Source organism: Streptomyces sp. NPDC058307 (assembly GCF_042880295.1).
Classification (GTDB): domain Bacteria; phylum Actinomycetota; class Actinomycetes; order Streptomycetales; family Streptomycetaceae; genus Streptomyces.
On record NZ_JBHVYZ010000105.1, the window covers coordinates 1 to 17,242 of the forward strand.

Sequence of the window (17,242 nt, forward strand, 5' to 3'; positions counted from 1 at the left end):
TCCAGGGGCGCGGGGAACTGCGCAAAACGCCCGCCCCCACCAACCCGCACCCGCACCCGCACCCGCAGACAAACCGGCTCAACCGCCGGAGGCCCCCGCTCCCAACGCCCCCCGCTGCGGCCGAATCCCCGCCGGCACCGCACGCGCGCGTGCCGGGGTGCCCGTCCAGCACGTCCCGCGGCGGGCCAGCAGCCTGCCCAGCCACAGCTCCAGTGAGACCAGGTCCGCCAGCCCGTCCAACGGCAGCGGTTCGCCCTCCGCCGCCGCCCGGAGCGCCTTGCGGACCACCCGGGCCTCCACCAGCCCCGCCTGCGCCAGCAGCGGCGTGCCGAACAGGGCCATCAGGGAGTCCGCCGCCACCCGCAGCCCCGTACGGGTCGCCGCGGCCGAGGAGGCGTGGGACGGGGCGCCCCAGCCCGGCGGGAGCTCGGAGACACCGGCGCCCTCCAGGACCGTACGGAGGATCTCCGCACGGGCCCCCGGCCGGACCCGCAGCGCCTCGGGGAGGGCACGGCAGGCACGTACCACCTGGTTGTCCAGGAACGGCGCGTGCAGCCGTTGCGAGCGGATCTCCACGGCCTGCTCCAGGACGCGCAGATCGGACGCGTGACGCGCGAGCGCCGCACGCGCGCGGAAGTCGCCGGGATGCTGCCCGGGCCCCACCCCGGAGCGGTGCGTGGCGCCCTGCAGGCGAACCGATACTTCAGCGAGCGCCTCGCCCGTCAGCCACCGTGCCGCAGGACCCGGTCTGGCCCAGGTGAGCGCGGCGAGAGACGCCCCCACCGCACCCCCGGGCTCGTCGAACCGCTGGTGCATGAGCCGGTCGGCCAGCATCTCCAGGCCGACCCGGTACGGCGTACGGGCCAGCCGCCGCGCCGCGCCGTACACGCGCGCGGGGACGAGCACCGAGCCGTCCGCCTTGGTCAGGGCGGCCACCGGCCGGACCAGATGGCGCCGCTTGCGGTCCATCAGGAGGTCCGCGAGGCGGGCCGGATGCGCGTCGAGCACCTGTCGGGCCCCGTACCCCGTGAAGTGGTCGGCGCTGCCCGCGGCCAGCCGGGCACGGTGCCGCGCGGCCGTCACCAGGCACGGCCCCGGCTCGTCCGTCAGGGGCCCGTCCAGCTCGGCGTAGGGAAGCGTCTCCTCGCCGCCGGTCACCACCACGTGGTGCAGCCGGGGGTTCGCCGCGAGCGTCCCCGCCCGCTCCAGCTCGGCCTCCCGCCCGCCCACGGCGAGGTCGTTGAAGGTGACCGCGAGCAGCCGCTCCCCGGCCCCGGTGCCGTGTCCGAGGACGGTCCCCGGCATCCCCGGGAGCCCGGCGGCCAAAAGGGCGAGCGTCCCCGACGCGGGTCCCCCGGACAGGTCGGCCCCGATGCCCGGCACCGGCATCCCGCGCGCGGCACGCCGTTCGGCGGGCCCCATGCCGGGCACCGGGCCGGGGTCGATGTCGGGCACGTGCCGGGGCGCGGACAGCCGGGCCCGCACCGCCTCGACGAGGGCGTCCCGCACGGCGTCGACCGCGCTGTCGGCGTCGGCGGTGGGCGCGGCGACCGCGAGGGAGGCGACCGGCTCGTAGCCGGCGATCTCGCGGGCGCCGTTGCGCAGGATCAGCGCGTGCCCCGGCGGAATGCGCCGTACGCCCTCGTAGGGCGTGGAGTCGTGGAGCGCGGCCGGTACGTCGGGAGCCGCGAGCAGCGCGGCCAGGTGCCCGAAGTCGAGGTTGGCCTCGATGAGGTCGGCGAGGGGCAGGGCCGCGGTCGCGTAGGCCGTGCCGCCGGCCCAGGGGGTGTAGAACACCGGCCGGGCGCCCGCCAGGTCGCCGCCCACGGTGATCCGGCGGCCCACCTGGACCACCGCCGTGTACGCCCCCGACCAGGCCGTCAGATGCCGAAGTGCCCCTCCGCGCGCGGCGAGCAGTCCGATCCGCAGCTGCTCGTCGGAGGCTCCGCAGGTGCCGAGGACCGCCATCCGGGTCTGCGGGTCGACCGTGATCACGCGCACCTCGTCGGGACGCCAGTCACCGACCGCCCACAGCGGATCCGGGTCACCCCACAAAAGGTGGGAACCCACCGGGTGCACGGTCTCCCCGTCGCTTCCGGTCGCCCCCGCCGCACCGATCTGGGACACGCCCGCGGCGGTGCTGCTCCATCCCACCAACCACCGCATCGACGCCTCCACAAGCTGTGGACAACCAGTGCACCGTTCGAACCGGTCACCATGCTGCCATGAAGGAAGCGCGCCGGAGGGCGGGTGGAGTCGCTTGGGATGCGGGGGACGCGCCCCTGGGAACACCCGCGTACGCCTGCGAACACCCGCACGGGGCAAGGACAGTGCGACGCGAATGCGCCCCCGATACGCTCCCCAAAAACGCCTAACGCGCCCTCAACTGCCATGGTGGGAGGGCTGACAGCCCATAAGAACGGGGTCGATTTTCGGCCAAATCGGCGGCATGGACGCAGGCTTGCGCACGCTCCGTACACAACCGCGCGCCGCACGACAGGCGCGCAGCCCGGGAGACGCCACTTCGCCCCCCGGGCCGGTCCGCCGCCCGCGGGGATGTAGGCGGCGGTGTCCCCCAGCCCACTGGATCCAGTACAGCGGGCCGACCCACGCACCGCCCATGGAAGCGCTCCCCCGGTGGCCGGAGAAGAGCGCACGGACGGGCGCACGGCCACACAACGGGGGCACGACGCAACTGCGCGTATCGGTCCCGTACTTCAGTACGGACCACAATCCCGCCATCCGGAACAAAGCCCCTTAACGCTTGGGATGCGGCGAACTACGCTGGGTTTACGAATGCCGCGTGGTTATGCCAGCGCGGCAGCCGTCTGTGTCGAGGGGTGGCGCATGTCCAGGGAGCAACGCGGGCCGAACGAAAAACTCGGCGCCGTTCTCGCCCTCGCGGGAATCAGCAACGCAGGACTCGCGCGTCGCGTCAACGATCTTGGCGCTCAACGCGGGTTGACTCTTCGCTACGACAAGACGTCGGTGGCGCGCTGGGTGTCGAAGGGGATGGTGCCACAGGGCGCGGCGCCGCACCTCATCGCCGCCGCCATCGGCCAGAAGCTCGGCCGCCCGGTGCCGCTCCACGAGATCGGCCTGGCGGACGCGGATCCCGCGCCGGAGGTGGGCCTCGCCTTCCCCAGGGACGTCGGACAGGCCGTCCGGTCGGCCACGGAGCTCTACCGCCTGGACCTGGCCGGCCGCCGGTCCGGCGCGGGCGGCATCTGGCAGTCCCTCGCCGGTTCGTTCGCAGTGAGCGCATACGCAACGCCCGCCTCACGGTGGCTGATAACCCCGGCCGACAGCTCGGTCGCGCGCGAGGCGAACCACAACGAGGGCTCCGGCGCACCGCTCAAAGTCGGCCACAGCGATGTGCAGAAGCTGCGGGAGGCCGCCGAGGACGCCAGGCGCTGGGACTCCAAGTACGGGGGCGGCGACTGGCGTTCCTCCATGGTGCCCGAGTGCTTAAGGGTGGAGGCGGCGCCGCTGCTGCTCGGCGCGTACACCGACGAGGTGGGCCGGGCCCTGTTCGGCGCCTCCGCCGAACTGACCCGGCTCGCGGGCTGGATGGCCTTCGACACGGGACAGCAGGAGGCGGCGCAGCGGTACTACATCCAGGCGCTGCGGCTGGCCCGCGCGGCCGCCGACGTCCCCCTCGGGGGTTATGTGCTGGCGTCGATGTCGTTGCAGGCGACCTACCGGGGCTTCGGCGACGAGGGCGTCGATCTCGCGCAGGCCGCGCTGGAGCGCAACCGGGGGCTGGCGACCGCCCGCACCATGAGCTTCTTCCGGCTCGTCGAGGCGCGGGCACACGCGCGTGCGGGTGACGCCGTGGCGGCCGGGGCGGCGCTCAAGGCGGCCGAGGGGTGGCTGGAGCGGTCCCGGGACGGGGACAACGACCCGTCCTGGCTCGGCTTCTACTCGTACGACCGCTTCGCCGCCGACGCGGCCGAGTGCTACCGCGACCTGAAGGCACCGCGTCAGGTGCGGCGGTTCACGGAGCAGGCGCTGTCGAAGCCGACGGAGGAGTTCGTACGCTCGCACGGGCTGCGGCTCGTCGTCTCCGCGGTCGCCGAGCTCGAGTCGGGCAACCTGGACGCGGCGTGCGAACAGGGCGTGCGGGCGGTGGAGGTCGCGGGGCGCATCTCCTCGGCCCGTACCACCGAGTACGTGAAGGACCTCCTGCACCGGCTGGAGCCGTACGGGGACGAGCCGCGGGTGGTGGAGCTCCGGGAGCGGGCCCGCCCGCTGCTGATGGCGCCGGCTTGAGCCCCGGACGGCGGCACCGCCCCCCGCGTTTGAAGTGACTGTCAGTGGTGCAGTGCACTATCGGGGGTGGGAGGTGGTGCAGGTGCTGTCCGGGATCGCTTACGACTGTGACGTGCTCGTGATCGGTGGGGGCATTGTCGGGTTGTCCACGGCGTATGCGATCACGCGGGGCGCGCCCGGCACCCGGGTCGTCGTGCTGGAGAAGGAGGCGGGGCCCGCCCGGCATCAGACCGGGCGCAACAGCGGGGTGATCCACAGCGGGATCTACTACCGGCCGGGATCGCTCAAGGCGCGGTACGCGGTGCGGGGCGGGGCCGAGATGGTCAAGTTCTGCGCGGAGTACGGCATCGCTCACGCCGTCACCGGCAAGCTGATCGTCGCGACCGAGCGCAGCGAGCTGCCCCGGTTGCACGGACTGGTGCAGCGCGGCCGGGAGAACGGCATACCGGTGCGGGAGCTGGGCGGCGCCCAGATCGCGGAGTACGAACCCGAGGTGGTGGGACTCGCCGCCATACACGTCGGGACGACCGGGGTGTGCGACTTCGTCGGGGTCGCGAGGCAGCTGGCCGAGGCGTCGGGCGCGGAGATCCGGTACGGCGCCGAGGTGCGACGGATCGACCGGCGCCCGGAGCTCGGGGTCGCCGTGCAGACGGTTGCGGGGGACGTCGTACGGGCGCGGGTGCTGGTGAACTGCGCCGGGCTGCACTGTGACGAGATCGCCCGGCTGACCGGGGACGAGCCGGGGATGCGGATCGTGCCGTTCCGGGGGGAGTACTACTCGCTGGCGCGGCCCGAGCTGGTGCGGGGGCTGGTGTATCCGGTGCCGGACCCGGCATTCCCGTTCCTCGGGGTGCATCTCACGCGCGGGATCGACGGAGGAGTGCACATCGGTCCCAACGCGGTGCCGGCGCTGGCCCGGGAGGGGTACGACTGGGGGACCGTACGGCCTCGGGAGCTCGGCGCGACGCTGGCGTGGCCCGGGTCCTGGCGGATAGCCCGGCGGCACTGGCGCTACGGCACGGGGGAGCTGCGGCGGTCGGTGTCACGGAGGGCGTTCACCACGGCGGTACGGCGGCTGCTGCCCGCTGTCACACCGGATGACCTGGTGCCTTCGGCCGCCGGGGTGCGGGCGCAGGCGGTCCTGCGGGACGGGACGCTGGTGGACGACTTCCTGATCCGCGAGGGAGCCCGCGCGGTGCACGTACTGAACGCCCCCTCCCCGGCAGCGACGGCGTCCCTCCCGATCGGCCGCGAGGTGGCCCGACGGGCACTGGAGGCACTGCGCTCGGCGTGACGGGTGACGGGTGTCACCACACCTCGATGCCACCACACCTCCGGGACACCCCGGAGGCAACGCCCCGGACGTGACATGGCCACCGGAACGCGGTGCGCAGTAGCCCGGCATCCGCACGCGGCGCCCGGAGGCGCGGTTGGTCTGGACGCCGTTGGTCTGGACGCGGCTGGTCCGGACGTGCCCGGACGCGACCACCGCACCGCCACCACCCCTGGCCTACCGCCTCGGACGGCGCCTGGTCCAGATGTGACCCCCGGATGTGACCCCCCGGATGTGACCCCCCGGACGTACGCCCAGACGCCGTTCACCCTCACGCCCGGCCCCCGCACACCACGCCCCGGACACCGCCACCCCCACGCCCGCCCCCGCAACACCCCTGAGCGGCGTTCATCCCCGCCCCCGCCGTAAAATCGACCCACTGTGTCTGATTCCCTCAACGCTCCCGATGCCCCCCGCTCCCAACCCCCCGCCTCCGGCGAGGCCGCTCGGCATGTTCCCGGGGGGTCTCTGCGGCACAGCAGGGCCAAGGGGGAGCCGCGGTTTCCCGATGGGCCCAGTGCTGATCCCGCGGGGTCGCACTTCGAGCGGCGGATCCGGAGTTTTCAGCCCCGGCGGAGCCGGGTGACGGCGGGGCAGGCGGACGCGTTGCAGCGCCTGTGGCCCACGTGGGGGCTCGACATCGACGGGCAGCGCACGATCGACCTCGGTGAGATGTTCGGCAACGACCATCCCGTCGTACTGGAGATCGGGTTCGGCATGGGTGAGGCCACCGCGCAGATGGCCGCCGCCGACCCGGGGACCAACATCCTCGCCGTCGACGTGCACACCCCGGGCCAGGGCAATCTGCTCAACCTCGCCGAGCAGCAGAAGCTGTCCAACATCCGGGTCGCCAACGGCGACGCCATCATCCTGCTGCGCGAGATGCTCACCACGGACGCGCTAGACGGACTGCGCGTGTACTTCCCCGACCCCTGGCCCAAGAAGCGGCACCACAAACGGCGACTGATCCAGCCCGAGTTCCTGGACCTGGCCGCGACCCGCCTCAAGCCCGGCGCGCTGGTGCACTGCGCGACCGACTGGGTGCCGTACGCCGAACAGATGCTCGACGTACTCACCGCGCACCCGGACTTCGAGAACACCCAGGCCGACGGCGGTTTCGCGACACGTCCCGACTTCCGGCCGCTGACCCGTTTCGAGGGACAGGGACTGGAGAAGGGACATGTCGTGAACGACCTGCTGTTCCGCCGCGTACAGCACGGCGACCGACCCGACCAGTCCCCCACCGGCGCCTGAGCATCCCGCCCTACCTGCGGGCGGCGCCTCTGTCTCGTTAAGGTCGATGCCGTGGCCACCTTTCCCCCGTATCCGACGTACTCCGGTGAGCCCACCGGTGGCGGTGCGCTGCGGCACGCGCACTGGTGGCAGCGGAAGTGGGTGCGCTACGGCGCGCTCATCACCCTCCTCACGCTGTCCGGGCTCGTCATCCTCGCCCTGGTCCGTCAACAGACCGGCACCGAGGGGTTCCTGGTCGGCCTGGGGCTCGCCGTCCTGCCCGTACCGCTGCTCATAGCCGCGTTCCGCTGGCTCGACCGCGTCGAACCGGGGCCCTGGCGCAATCTGCTGTTCGCCTTCGCCTGGGGCGCCTGCGCGGCCGCGCTGATAGCGATCATCGCCAACAGCTTCGCGACGAAGTGGATAGCGACGGCGACCGCCGACCCGTCCGGCGCGGACACCCTCGGCGCGACCGTGATAGCACCGATCGTCGAGGAGTCGGCCAAGGCCGCCGCCGTGCTGCTCGTCTTCCTGTTCCGCAGACGGGACTTCACCGGGATCGTCGACGGCGTGGTGATAGCGGGGGTCACCGCCACCGGCTTCGCCTTCACCGAGAACATCCTCTACCTGGGCACCGCCTTCGGCACCGACCAGCTCACCGGCGACAGTGGCATCGCCTCCGTCACCGCCGCGACCTTCTTCGTACGCGTCGTCATGTCGCCGTTCGCGCACCCCCTGTTCACCGTCCTGACCGGCATCGGCTTCGGCATCTCCGCGCTGTCCGCGGAACGCCAGCACGTACGGCGGGTGCTCGTCCCGCTGTCCGGGCTGCTGCTCGCGATGGCCATGCACGCGACGTGGAACGGCTCGTCGACGTTCGGGCAGTACGGCTTCTTCGCGGTGTACGCGATGTTCATGGTGCCGGCGTTCGCGCTGCTGACCTGGCTGGTCATCTGGACACGGCAGCGGGAGCTGAGGACCGTGCGCGAGGAACTGCCCGCGTACGCCGTCGCCGGATGGCTGACGCCGACCGAGCCCTATGTGCTGGGCTCGATGCGGGCGCGGCTCTTGGCGCGGGACTACGCGCGGCGGCAGTTCGGCGGGCGGGCCGCGGCGCGGGCGGTCTCGCAGTACGAGGCGTACGCGACGTCGCTTGCCTTCCTGCGGCGCCGGGGGCGGCTCGGGCGGGCGGGCGCGGACTTCGTCGTACGGGAGCGGGAGTTGCTGCACGAGCTGTGGCGGCGGCGGGACGTCGCGCGTCCCTCGCTGGACCACGCGGCCCGGGTGACGGCACCGCCGGTCCCGGTGGCCGCGCCGCCCTGGCCGGTGTACGGGGCGTACGGATACGCCCCTCACCAGCCCCAGCCGACGCACCCCGCCCAGCCGACGCCCCCGGTCCACCCGGTCCACCCGGTCCACCCGGTCCACCCGGTCCACCCGGTCCACCCGGCGGTGCAGTACCCCGCCTACAACCCGTACCGCACGTAGCTCGCGCGGCGGAGGCTCAGGCCGACGCCTCCGTCAGGCGCGCAAGCTCCTCCTCCGTCAGGGTCAGGTCCGCCACGCCCAGCAGCGCCGGCAGCTGTTCCACCGTGCGGGCGGACGCGATCGGCGCCGCGACCGTCGGCCGGGCGGCGAGCCAGGCGAGGGCGACCGTGGCGACCGGGACGGTGTGGGCCTCGGCGATGTCGTCGAGAGCCGCGAGCACCTTCCGGCCGCGCTCGGTGTCCAGGTGCTGGCCGGCGCCCGCGGCGCGCGCGCTGTCGACCGTCGTACCGGGGCGGTACTTGCCGGTGAGGAACCCGGAGGCGAGGGCGTAGTACGGGACGGCGGCGAGGCCCTCCCGGGCGGCGACGGCCTCGAGTTCACCCTCGTACGTGTCGCGCGAGACCAGGTTGTAGTGGGGCTGGAGGGCGACATAGCGCGCGAGGCCCTCGCGGTCGGAGAAGGCGAGGGACTCCGCGAGGCGCGCGGCGGAGATGTTGGAGGCGCCGATCGCCCGCACCTTGCCCGCCCTCACCAGGTCGTCCAGCGCGCCGATGATCTCCTCGACCGGCACCTCGGTCTTGTCGACGTGGGTGTAGTACAGGTCGATGTGGTCGGTGCCCAGGCGCTTCAGGGAGGCGTCGGCGGCGGCCTTGATGTTCGCCCCGGACAGGCCCGGGAAGTCGGGGTGCTGGCTGACCTTCGTGGCGATGACGACGTCGTCGCGGTTGCCGCGGGCCGCCAGCCACTTGCCGATGACGGTCTCGGACTCGCCGCCGGAGTTTCCCTCGACCCACGCCGAGTAGACGTCGGCCGTGTCGATGAAGTTGCCGCCGGCCGCGGTGTACGCGTCGAGCACGTCGAAGGAGGTGGCCTCGTCAGCGGTCCAGCCGAAGACGTTGCCACCGAGGGTGAGCGGGAAGACCTCGAGGTCGGAGGAGCCGAGCTTGCGAAGAGAAGTCATGCCATACGTCAACGCCCGCGCCGGGCGCCGGTCTTCCGCTATGGCCGCAAAGTCCTCGTAAACAAGCGGAAGCAGCTACTCCGGCGCACCGGCGGGAACCTCCGGGAACCCCGAGGGGCGCCTCAGGGAGTGAGCCCCTTGCCGCGCAGCCACGTCATCGGGTCGATCCCGTTGGCCGAGCCGCCCGGGTGGACCTCCAGGTGCAGGTGCGCGCCGGTCACGTTGCCCGTGGCGCCCACGCGTCCGATGACGTCACCGGTGCCGACCTTCTGGCCGACGCTGACGTTGATCGAGGACTGGTGGCAGAACCACAGCTCGGTGCCGTCGTCGAGGGTGAGGATCGTGCGGTAGCCGTAGGAACCGGCCCAGCCGGCCTGGGTGACGGTGCCGCCGTGGATCGCCTTGATGAGCGTGCCCGTGGGGGCGGCGAAGTCGAGGCCCGTGTGGTAGCCGGAGGCCCACAGGGAGCCGGCCTGACCGAAGGTGCCCGTGATGGTGTACGACGAGGTCGGCAGCGTGTACTGCTTGGCGAGCTCGGCCAGGCGCGCGGCCTCGGCCTTCTTCGCGGCCGCCTCCTCCGCCTTCTTCTTCGCGGCGGTGGCCTTCTCCTGGGCCTCCTTCTCCGCCTTGGCGGCGGCCGCGTCGGCCTCCTTCTCGGCGGCGTCCGCGATGGCCTGGGCGGCCTTGGTGTCGAGCTGGCCCTGCTGCACCTCGGCCTGGGCCAGGATGCGCGAGCGCAGCGCCTCACCGGCGCCCGAGGTGCCCTTGACGGTGTCGGCGGTGGTGGCGCCGACACTGCTGAAGGCGCTCGTGTCGTCCGCGGCGGGGGCGGAGTCGTCCGAGATGAGCGAGCCCACGTTGGGCAGGTCCGGCAGCGAGATGGAGACCGGCGGCTTGCCGGTGTTGGCGCTGGCCATCCCGCCGGCGCTGACGGCGGCTATGACACCGACGCCCAGAACGGTGGAGCTACGGGCGAACCCTCCGCCACGCTGCTTGGCGACGCGATGCCGGCCTCGTACGGGGGCGAGGGAGTCCGCGGTGGGGTTCCACTCGCCGAGCGGGGCCTCGTCGTCGGCACGGTAGCCGCCGTATACGAGGGTGTCGCTCGGGACGTACGGCGCCTCGGGGGCAGGCGGGTTGGACGCCACGTGGGCGCGCTCCTTTCCTTCCTTCTCGCCTACCGGGTTAGCTGACGGGTTCGGAGCAGGAAGGTCTCCTACGCGCGTATACCGACCGTGCTGCCACGGCGGAGTACGAGCGATTCACCCCAAGTTGGTGGTTCCCCGGTTCCCTTGCGGAATTCGGCGCGTGAGCACGGAGCCGTCTCTTGTGACGGCTGGGACGACCGCGCTGCGTTATCGAACGTTAATAGACCCGGGGGCCCGATTCCAAGCTGTTCCACTTGATCATTAACGAAACCCGGCAGGACTTACGGCCCATGAACGGCTAAAAACGGGCGAGTTGACCTTCACTCAAGCCACACACGGACATTGACGGTATGTCAGCTGTAACGCGGAGGGCGGTCACGCGCTCACCCCGCGTCACATCACGTCACGAGCGGAAAAAACACTCAGGGCCGGAATCCAGTGAACTGGATTCCGGCCCTGAGCCTTGAGTAGCGGGGACAGGATTTGAACCTGCGACCTCTGGGTTATGAGCCCAGCGAGCTACCGAGCTGCTCCACCCCGCGCCGTTGTGTAACCAGCATACGTCATCCGGGGAGTGCTCCGCGCCAGGGTTGTTCCGGGCGTCGTGCAGGTGGTCGAGTCGGCGATGGCCAGGACCGCCGCGGGGAGTGATCCTCGCCCGGCCCCCGATGGTGTAGCGGGCTACACCGTGCGCCCGGGGCCCGTTCGTCTAGCGTGAGCCGCATGTGGAAGTCGGTGCAGCGGACGGCGATGGCGACCGTGCATCTCGTCGTGGCCGCGGCGATGTGCTTCGGCATGTACCTCTTCATCACGGTGCTCCTGATCGCCGCCATCGGTACGGTCGCCGTGGTCGGCTGCTGGCTGCTGCCCGAGGCCGTGCTGCTGATACGGCGGATCGCCGGCGCCAAGCGGAACCTGACCGCCCTGTGGACGGGCCGGGAGATCCCCGAGGCGTACACACCGATGACCGGCACCCTGCGCGAACGGCTGCGCATCTCGGTGCGGGACCCCGGCACGCTCAGGGACCTGCGCTGGATGCTCGCCTACTACCTCTACGGCGCCCTCCTCGCCCTCGCCCTCCCGCTGTGGCCCCTCGGCCTGCTGGTCGACGGCGTGTGGGCCGGAGCGCTGCGCCGAGCCCCCGTCGTCCTGCCGCTGATCGTGCGGCTCGCGGACACCGAGGCCCGCTGGTCGGCCGTGCTGCTCATGCCGTCCCCGAGTGCCAGGCTGGCCCGCCGGGTCGAGGAGCTGCGGGAGACCCGGGCCGACGCGATCGCCGCGCACGAGGCCGAGCTGCGCCGCATCGAGCGGGACCTGCACGACGGCGCCCAGGCCAACCTGGTGGCGCTGTCGATGCGGATCGGACTCGCCAAGCGGGCCTACGAGCGTGACCCGGACGCCGCCCGCAAACTGCTGGACGACGCCCAGGACCAGGCCGAACAGGCGTTGACGGAGCTGCGGCAGGTGGTGCGCGGGATCCATCCGCCGATCCTCACCGACCGGGGTCTCGTCGGCGCGGTACGGGCGCTCGCCGCGAGCAGCGGGCTCACCGTGGGCGTGGACGACGGCGGCCTGGACGAGGGCACCCGGGCGCCCGCGGCGGTGGAGGCCGCGGCCTACTTCGTGGTCGCCGAGTCGCTCACCAACGTCGCCAAGTACAGCGGCGCCGACCGGGCCGAGGTCCGGCTGGCCAGGACCCGGCGGGGTCTGACCGTGCGGGTGCGGGACGAGGGCCGGGGCGGCGCCGACGAGTCCGCGGGCTCGGGGCTGCTCGGGATGCGGCGCAGGGTCGCCGCGCTCGACGGGACCTTCGAAGTGACCAGCCCCGCCGGGGGCCCGACCGTGATCGATGTGGAGCTGCCGTGCGTGTGGTGATCGCCGAGGACAACGCCCTCCTGAGAGAGGGGCTCGTGCTGCTTCTGACCTCCTCCGGGCACGAGGTCGTGGCCGTCGTCGGCACCGGCCCCGAGATCCTGCCCGCCCTGCTCGAACACCGCCCTGACGTGGCCGTCCTCGACGTGCGGATGCCGCCCGGCTTCCGCGACGAGGGACTGCGGGCCGCCCTGGAGGCGCGGGAGCGGATCCCGGGGCTCCCGGTGCTGGTGCTCTCGCAGTACGTCGAGGAGTCGTACGCCGCCGAGCTGCTGGCCGGTGGCACCAGCGGGGTCGGCTACCTCCTCAAGGACCGGGTCGGCCGGGTCGACGAGTTCCTCGACGCGCTGGAGCGGGTGGTGGCCGGCGGTACCGCGCTGGACCCCGAGGTCGTCACCGAGCTCCTGACCCGCCGCCGCGACACCCCGCTCGACTCCCTCACCCCGCGCGAGCGCGAGGTGCTGAAGCTGATGGCCGAGGGCCACGACAACACGACCATCGCCAAGACGCTCGTGGTCACCGAGCGCGCGGTCAGCAAGCACATCGGCAACGTCTTCCTCAAGCTCGGCCTGCCGCCGAGCGACAGCGGCCACCGGCGGGTCCTGGCCGTGCTGGCCTATCTGGCGCACACGCCCAGGTGACGCTCAGCCGACGCCGAGTTCGGTCAACTCCCCCAGCGGCAGCGTGTGCTGGGTCTGCAGGACCTTCGCGCGCAGGTAGCGGACGTTGTGGGCGGTGGTGAAGACACCGGTGGGGACCCGGTCGCGGACGTCGATGCCGAGGTCGCGCAACTGGCCCGCCTTGTCGGGGTTGTTGGAGAGCAGGTCGAGCTCGGAGATCCCCAGGGCCTGGAGCATCTGCGCGGCCGCGGTGTAGTCGCGGGCGTCCTCGGGCAGGCCCAGCGCGGTGTTCGCGGCGTAGGTGTCGAGACCCTGGTCCTGGAGAGCGTAGGCGTCGAGCTTGTTGTAGAGGCCGATGCCGCGGCCCTCCTGGCGGAGGTAGAGCAGGACGCCGCCGCGCTCGGCTATGCGCTCGACCGCCTCGCGCAGCTGCGGGCCGCAGTCGCAGCGGGCGGAGCCGAAGACGTCGCCGGTGAGGCACTCCGAGTGCAGCCGCACCAGCGGGGTGGTGCCGGGGGCGGGGTCGCCGAGGACGACGGCGAGGTGCTCGCGCCCGTCGGCCAGGCCGTGGAAGGTGACGAGTTCGGCGTCCACGCCGTAGCCGTCCCCGAAGCGCAGCGGGACGCGGACGCGGGAGCGCTGGGTGGCGGCGGGCAGGTCGGTCATGCGGGTACTCCGCTCCGTAGGCATACCTGCTTCAGATTTGAAGCAGTTCTACTGATCGAGACCCTACCTCATGCTTTAAATTTGAAGCAACGCTTTTATGGCGCTTGTCACTGGCCTGTATGGCGCTTGTCACGAACAGGGCGGCGCGGACCGTCGGCGCCACGGGACCTCCCCGGAGGCACCCTCCTCACCCTGGAGTCCCTCCGTGACACTCGTGAAGATCTCCTCCAGCTGTCCCACCTGCTCCGGGGTGAGCCGGTCGAAGAGCGCGGCGCGGACCGTGTCCACATGGCCCGGCGCAGCCCGCTCCAGCACCGCCATCCCCTCCTCCGTGAGGACCGCGACGCTGCCCCGCTTGTCCCACTGGCAGCTCTCCCGCCGCAGCAGCCCGTCCTTCTCCAGCCGGGCGACGGCGTACGTCAGCCGGGGCCGGGTGATCTTCAGCCCCTCGGCGAGCTCGGTCATCCGCAGCCGCCGCTCCGGGATCTCGGAGAGGTTGGCCAGGATGGAGTAGTACAGGTGCGGCATGCCGGCCTCCTGCTGGAGCTGCCGGTCGATGGTGTCCTCCAGGAGGAGCGAGGCGGCGATGTACGCACGCCAGGCTCGCTGCTCGTCGGGGCTGAGCCAGCGGGTCGTCATGCCCCCAGTGTAGGTTTGCTTCAAACTTGAACCAAGCCCCGTCATCCGTTTCCGAGAGGGACCGCACCGATGCCCCACCCCTACGTCCTCCTCTCCGCCGCGGTCTCCCTCGACGGCTACCTCGACGACACCGGCCCCGACCGCCTCCTGCTGTCCAGCCCGGCCGACTTCGACCGCGTCGACGAGGTCCGCGCGTCCGTGGACGCGATCCTCATCGGCGCGGGCACGATCCGCGCCGACAACCCCCGCCTGCTGGTGAACTCCGAGACGCGCCGCGCGGCCCGGGTCGCCGCCGGGAAGCCGCCGTACCCCCTGAAGGTCACGGTCAGCGGCTCGGGCGAGCTGGACCCGGCCGCGAACTTCTGGCACACGGGGGGCGACAAGCTCGTCTTCACGACCGACAAGGGCGCGGAGCGGGCCCGTGCCCTGGGCCTGGCGGCCGATGTGGTCTCCCTCGGCCCCGAGCTGGACTGGCGCCGCCTGCTGGAGCACCTGCACGAGGAGCGCGCGGTGGAGCGGCTGATGGTGGAGGGCGGCGGCCGGATCCACACCCAGCTCCTCCAGCAGGGTCTGGCGGACGAGGTGCAGCTGGTCCTGGCCCCCCTCTTCGTCGGCACCCCGGACGCCCCCCGCCTCTTCGGCCCGGGCGGCTACCAGTCCGGCCGGCTGCGCCTGCTGGAGAGCCGCCGTATCGAGGACGTGGTCCTGATGCGCTACGAGCCCACCGCCCCCGGCACCGGCCCGCTCGCCGTCGCCGCGGACCACCAATGGCTCGCGCTGGCCTGTGAGTTCGCGGCGCAGTGCCCGCCCTCACGGACGGCGTTCAGCGTGGGCGCGCTGGTCGTGGCGGCCGACGGCACGGAACTCGCCCGCGGCCACTCCAGAGAGGCCGGCGACCCGGTCGTCCACGCGGAGGAGGCGGCGCTCGCGAAGATCGCCCCGGACGATCCCCGCCTGGCCACGGCCACCGTCTACACCAGCCTGGAACCCTGCACCCACCGGGCCTCCCGCCCGGCCCCCTGTGCCCGGCTGATCCTGGACGCGGGGGTACGCCGGGTGGTGACGGCGTGGCGGGAGCCGGACACCTTCGTGGCGGGGGCGGACGGGACGGGACTGCTCACCGCGCAGGGCGCGGACGTGGTGGTGCTGGGCGAGTACGAGGACCGCGCGAAGGCCCCGAACCGCCACCTGCTGTGAGCCCGCCCCGCCTGCCTCAGCCGATGGCGTACGCCCGGTAGACCGTCTCCACCGAGCGGTCACCGGCCGCGTCGGTCACCTCGGAGCGCAGGGCGACCGCGCCGGAGGCCGGGTTGTGGACGGCTGCCTGCCAGGTCGAGCCGGAGTGCCTGACGGTCGCCGCCTTCCAGGTCCTGCCCCCGTCGGCGGACGACCAGACCCGGACCGACCTGGCGGTCACCTTGGTGAACTTCAGGTCCGGGCCCTGGGAGCCGCGCCCGGCGCTCACGTCGACCGTGGTCGTGCTGTTCGCGGCGGCCCGGTTGTGGCTGTCGAGCCCAGTCGGCAGGAAGCGGGTCATGAAGACGGGCGCGACCATCGCCTTGTCCGGGTCGGCCTTGAAGTGCCAGTCGAGGGTGACGCGCGACGACAGCATGCCGGCGGGGAAGGTGATGCCGGGACGGTAGCGGTGGGCGTCGACGGTCAGGTCGTACCAGCCGGCCGAGCGGATGCCGGCGGAGAACTCGGCGTCGCCGGTACCCCAGTTGGTCAGCGTCTGCTTCTTCACCGTCTTGCCACCCTTGGTGAGAGCCACCGTCTCCTTCGTCACGTCGGCGTTGTCGGCGCCGACGTCGGGATCGCCGATCAGGGCGTTGGGATTGAAGGCGACGGACCTGTCCCCGACCAGCGGCAGATAGTGCAGCGGACTCCACACGGCCCGGCCGAAGAACTGTGTGAAGCTCTGCCCCGCCTTCAGCGTCCTGAGCTTCGGGAAACCGCCGCTGACGCTCTCGCCGTTGCTTCCGCTGATGTCGCCGCTCGGCTGCCAGGTCCCGGGAGTCATGTGAACGGTGGCGCTGTAGGGGGCGTTGTCGTTGCGCACATCGGCTCTCAGGCCGCTCGCGCAGTCGTCGGTCTTCGGCTCCGCCTCGAGCGCGGTGTAGACCTGACTGCCCATCTCCGTGCCACTGCGCACCGAGAAGTGGACCGTCGCCAGCCCCGACCGCTTGTACGACCCGCCGGGCGCGGCCGGGATGCCCGTGGTGTTCTTCACGGCGACGTAGCTGTCGTTGCCCGACCACTGCGCCAGGTACGCGAACTGCAGCAGCTTGGAGGAGTTCGGGATGGCGTAGAGGGATCCCTGGTAGTTCCAGCCGCCCGTGCTGAAGGCGGAGGGCATGTTGCTGACGGTGGCCGCGCACACCTGCGCGCTGATCCGCGGCGCGTCGGTCACGTCGGCCGGCGTGTCGAGCGACACCTTGACGGCCTTGCCCTTGCGCGCGTCGAGCGTCACCGAGGTACTCCCCGACACCTGCACGACCCGCGCGCCGATGGTGTCGGTGCCCAGCCCCTCCGTGCCGTGCTCCCAGATGTCGGTCATCGCGAGGTAGCGCCCCGAGGGCAGGCTGATCCGCTTGCCCGAGGCGACGCGGTACGTCTGCCCGGACGACACCGCGACGACGGTGACCGTCGTCGCGACCTTGGCGCCGTGCCGCCCCAGCGTGGTGACGGCCAGTGAGCCCGACGCCGCCTGCGCCGAGAGGGCGGAAACGACCAGCGGCACCAGCGCGGCCACCCCGACGAAAGCGAGCGATCTGCGTCGCACGGTCATCAAGTCCCCCTCCGAACCCCGAAGTCGGCCAAGCCTAGGCACGCCACGGACCGGGGAGATCAAAGCGAGGAGACACGTCTGACCAAGCTGTGGCCAAGAAAGGTCACAGAAAACGCCGGGGCGGGGGGGGGGGGGGCGCCCGGCGCCCCCCCCCCAGGGGAGGGGCTGAGGGGCGGGTGAAGCCGCGGGGGGTGGGTTGGCGCGGGGGGGCGGGAGGGGCCG

13 protein-coding genes, 1 tRNA gene and 1 riboswitch are annotated in these 17,242 nt (G+C 72.2%); of the genes, 7 read left to right on the top strand and 7 right to left on the bottom strand.

All coding sequences use genetic code 11. The features are described 5' to 3' along the window. Positions 1 to 78 precede the first annotated feature (78 nt). A complete protein-coding gene (locus tag ACFVYN_RS39425; protein WP_390007323.1) occupies positions 79 to 2,166 on the bottom strand; it encodes an asparagine synthase-related protein in 2,088 nt (695 codons plus the stop codon). A 681-nt stretch (positions 2,167 to 2,847) separates the two neighbouring features. Here ACFVYN_RS39425 and ACFVYN_RS39430 point away from each other — a divergent pair. The 4 genes from ACFVYN_RS39430 (at position 2,848) to ACFVYN_RS39445 (ending at position 8,326) form a co-directional block, all read left to right on the top strand. After that, positions 2,848 to 4,272 carry an MFS transporter gene (locus tag ACFVYN_RS39430; RefSeq protein WP_390007326.1) on the top strand — a complete coding sequence of 475 codons (1,425 nt, stop codon included), beginning with the start codon at positions 2,848 to 2,850 and terminating at the stop codon, positions 4,270 to 4,272. A gap of 73 nt (positions 4,273 to 4,345) precedes the next feature. Further along, the gene (gene lhgO / locus ACFVYN_RS39435; protein ID WP_390007358.1) at positions 4,346 to 5,566 is read left to right on the top strand and encodes an L-2-hydroxyglutarate oxidase; all 1,221 of its coding nucleotides are present in this window, start codon (positions 4,346 to 4,348) and stop codon (positions 5,564 to 5,566) included. 420 nt (positions 5,567 to 5,986) lie between these two features. Next, entirely contained in the window at positions 5,987 to 6,859 is an 873-nt protein-coding gene (trmB, locus tag ACFVYN_RS39440; RefSeq protein ID WP_390007328.1) for a tRNA (guanosine(46)-N7)-methyltransferase TrmB, read from the top strand. 51 nt (positions 6,860 to 6,910) lie between these two features. Beyond that, the gene (locus ACFVYN_RS39445; RefSeq protein ID WP_390007330.1) at positions 6,911 to 8,326 is read left to right on the top strand and encodes a PrsW family intramembrane metalloprotease; all 1,416 of its coding nucleotides are present in this window, start codon (positions 6,911 to 6,913) and stop codon (positions 8,324 to 8,326) included. Positions 8,327 to 8,342: 16 nt separating this feature from the next. On the opposite strand, the gene ACFVYN_RS39450 is transcribed toward ACFVYN_RS39445, so the two are convergent. From ACFVYN_RS39450 to ACFVYN_RS39460, 3 genes are all read right to left on the bottom strand, one after another. Further along, a complete protein-coding gene (locus ACFVYN_RS39450) occupies positions 8,343 to 9,287 on the bottom strand; it encodes an aldo/keto reductase (protein WP_390007332.1) in 945 nt (314 codons plus the stop codon). 122 nt (positions 9,288 to 9,409) lie between these two features. Next, positions 9,410 to 10,435 carry a M23 family metallopeptidase gene (locus ACFVYN_RS39455; protein ID WP_390007334.1) on the bottom strand — a complete coding sequence of 342 codons (1,026 nt, stop codon included), beginning with the start codon at positions 10,433 to 10,435 and terminating at the stop codon, positions 9,410 to 9,412. Between the two features lie 11 nt (positions 10,436 to 10,446). Further along, positions 10,447 to 10,604: riboswitch (cyclic di-AMP (ydaO/yuaA leader) on the bottom strand. Positions 10,605 to 10,903: 299 nt separating this feature from the next. Then, positions 10,904 to 10,977 (bottom strand) — tRNA-Met (locus ACFVYN_RS39460). Between the two features lie 181 nt (positions 10,978 to 11,158). Between ACFVYN_RS39460 and ACFVYN_RS39465 the strand changes: the two genes are divergently transcribed. Next, complete coding sequence (locus ACFVYN_RS39465; protein WP_390007336.1) at positions 11,159 to 12,310, top strand: histidine kinase; 1,152 nt, start codon at positions 11,159 to 11,161, stop codon at positions 12,308 to 12,310. Continuing rightward, positions 12,298 to 12,948: a response regulator gene (locus ACFVYN_RS39470; RefSeq protein WP_390007338.1), complete on the top strand. Its 651-nt coding sequence runs from the start codon at positions 12,298 to 12,300 to the stop codon at positions 12,946 to 12,948. Before ACFVYN_RS39465 ends, ACFVYN_RS39470 begins: the two co-directional genes overlap by 13 nt. A 3-nt stretch (positions 12,949 to 12,951) precedes the next feature. On the opposite strand, the gene ribA is transcribed toward ACFVYN_RS39470, so the two are convergent. Together ribA and ACFVYN_RS39480 are read right to left on the bottom strand one after the other, a co-directional pair. Continuing rightward, positions 12,952 to 13,593, bottom strand: a complete 642-nt coding sequence (gene ribA / locus ACFVYN_RS39475) for a GTP cyclohydrolase II (RefSeq protein ID WP_390007340.1) — start codon at positions 13,591 to 13,593, stop codon at positions 12,952 to 12,954. A 129-nt stretch (positions 13,594 to 13,722) separates the two neighbouring features. Continuing rightward, entirely contained in the window at positions 13,723 to 14,232 is a 510-nt protein-coding gene (locus ACFVYN_RS39480) for a MarR family winged helix-turn-helix transcriptional regulator (protein ID WP_390007343.1), read from the bottom strand. Between the two features lie 69 nt (positions 14,233 to 14,301). On the opposite strand from ACFVYN_RS39480, the gene ACFVYN_RS39485 reads away from it, so the two are divergent. After that, positions 14,302 to 15,429 (top strand): dihydrofolate reductase family protein, encoded by a 1,128-nt coding sequence (locus ACFVYN_RS39485; RefSeq protein ID WP_390007345.1) that lies wholly within the window; start codon positions 14,302 to 14,304, stop codon positions 15,427 to 15,429. Between the two features lie 16 nt (positions 15,430 to 15,445). On the opposite strand, the gene ACFVYN_RS39490 is transcribed toward ACFVYN_RS39485, so the two are convergent. Then, positions 15,446 to 17,020: a hypothetical protein gene (locus ACFVYN_RS39490; protein ID WP_390007347.1), complete on the bottom strand. Its 1,575-nt coding sequence runs from the start codon at positions 17,018 to 17,020 to the stop codon at positions 15,446 to 15,448. Positions 17,021 to 17,242 lie beyond the last annotated feature (222 nt).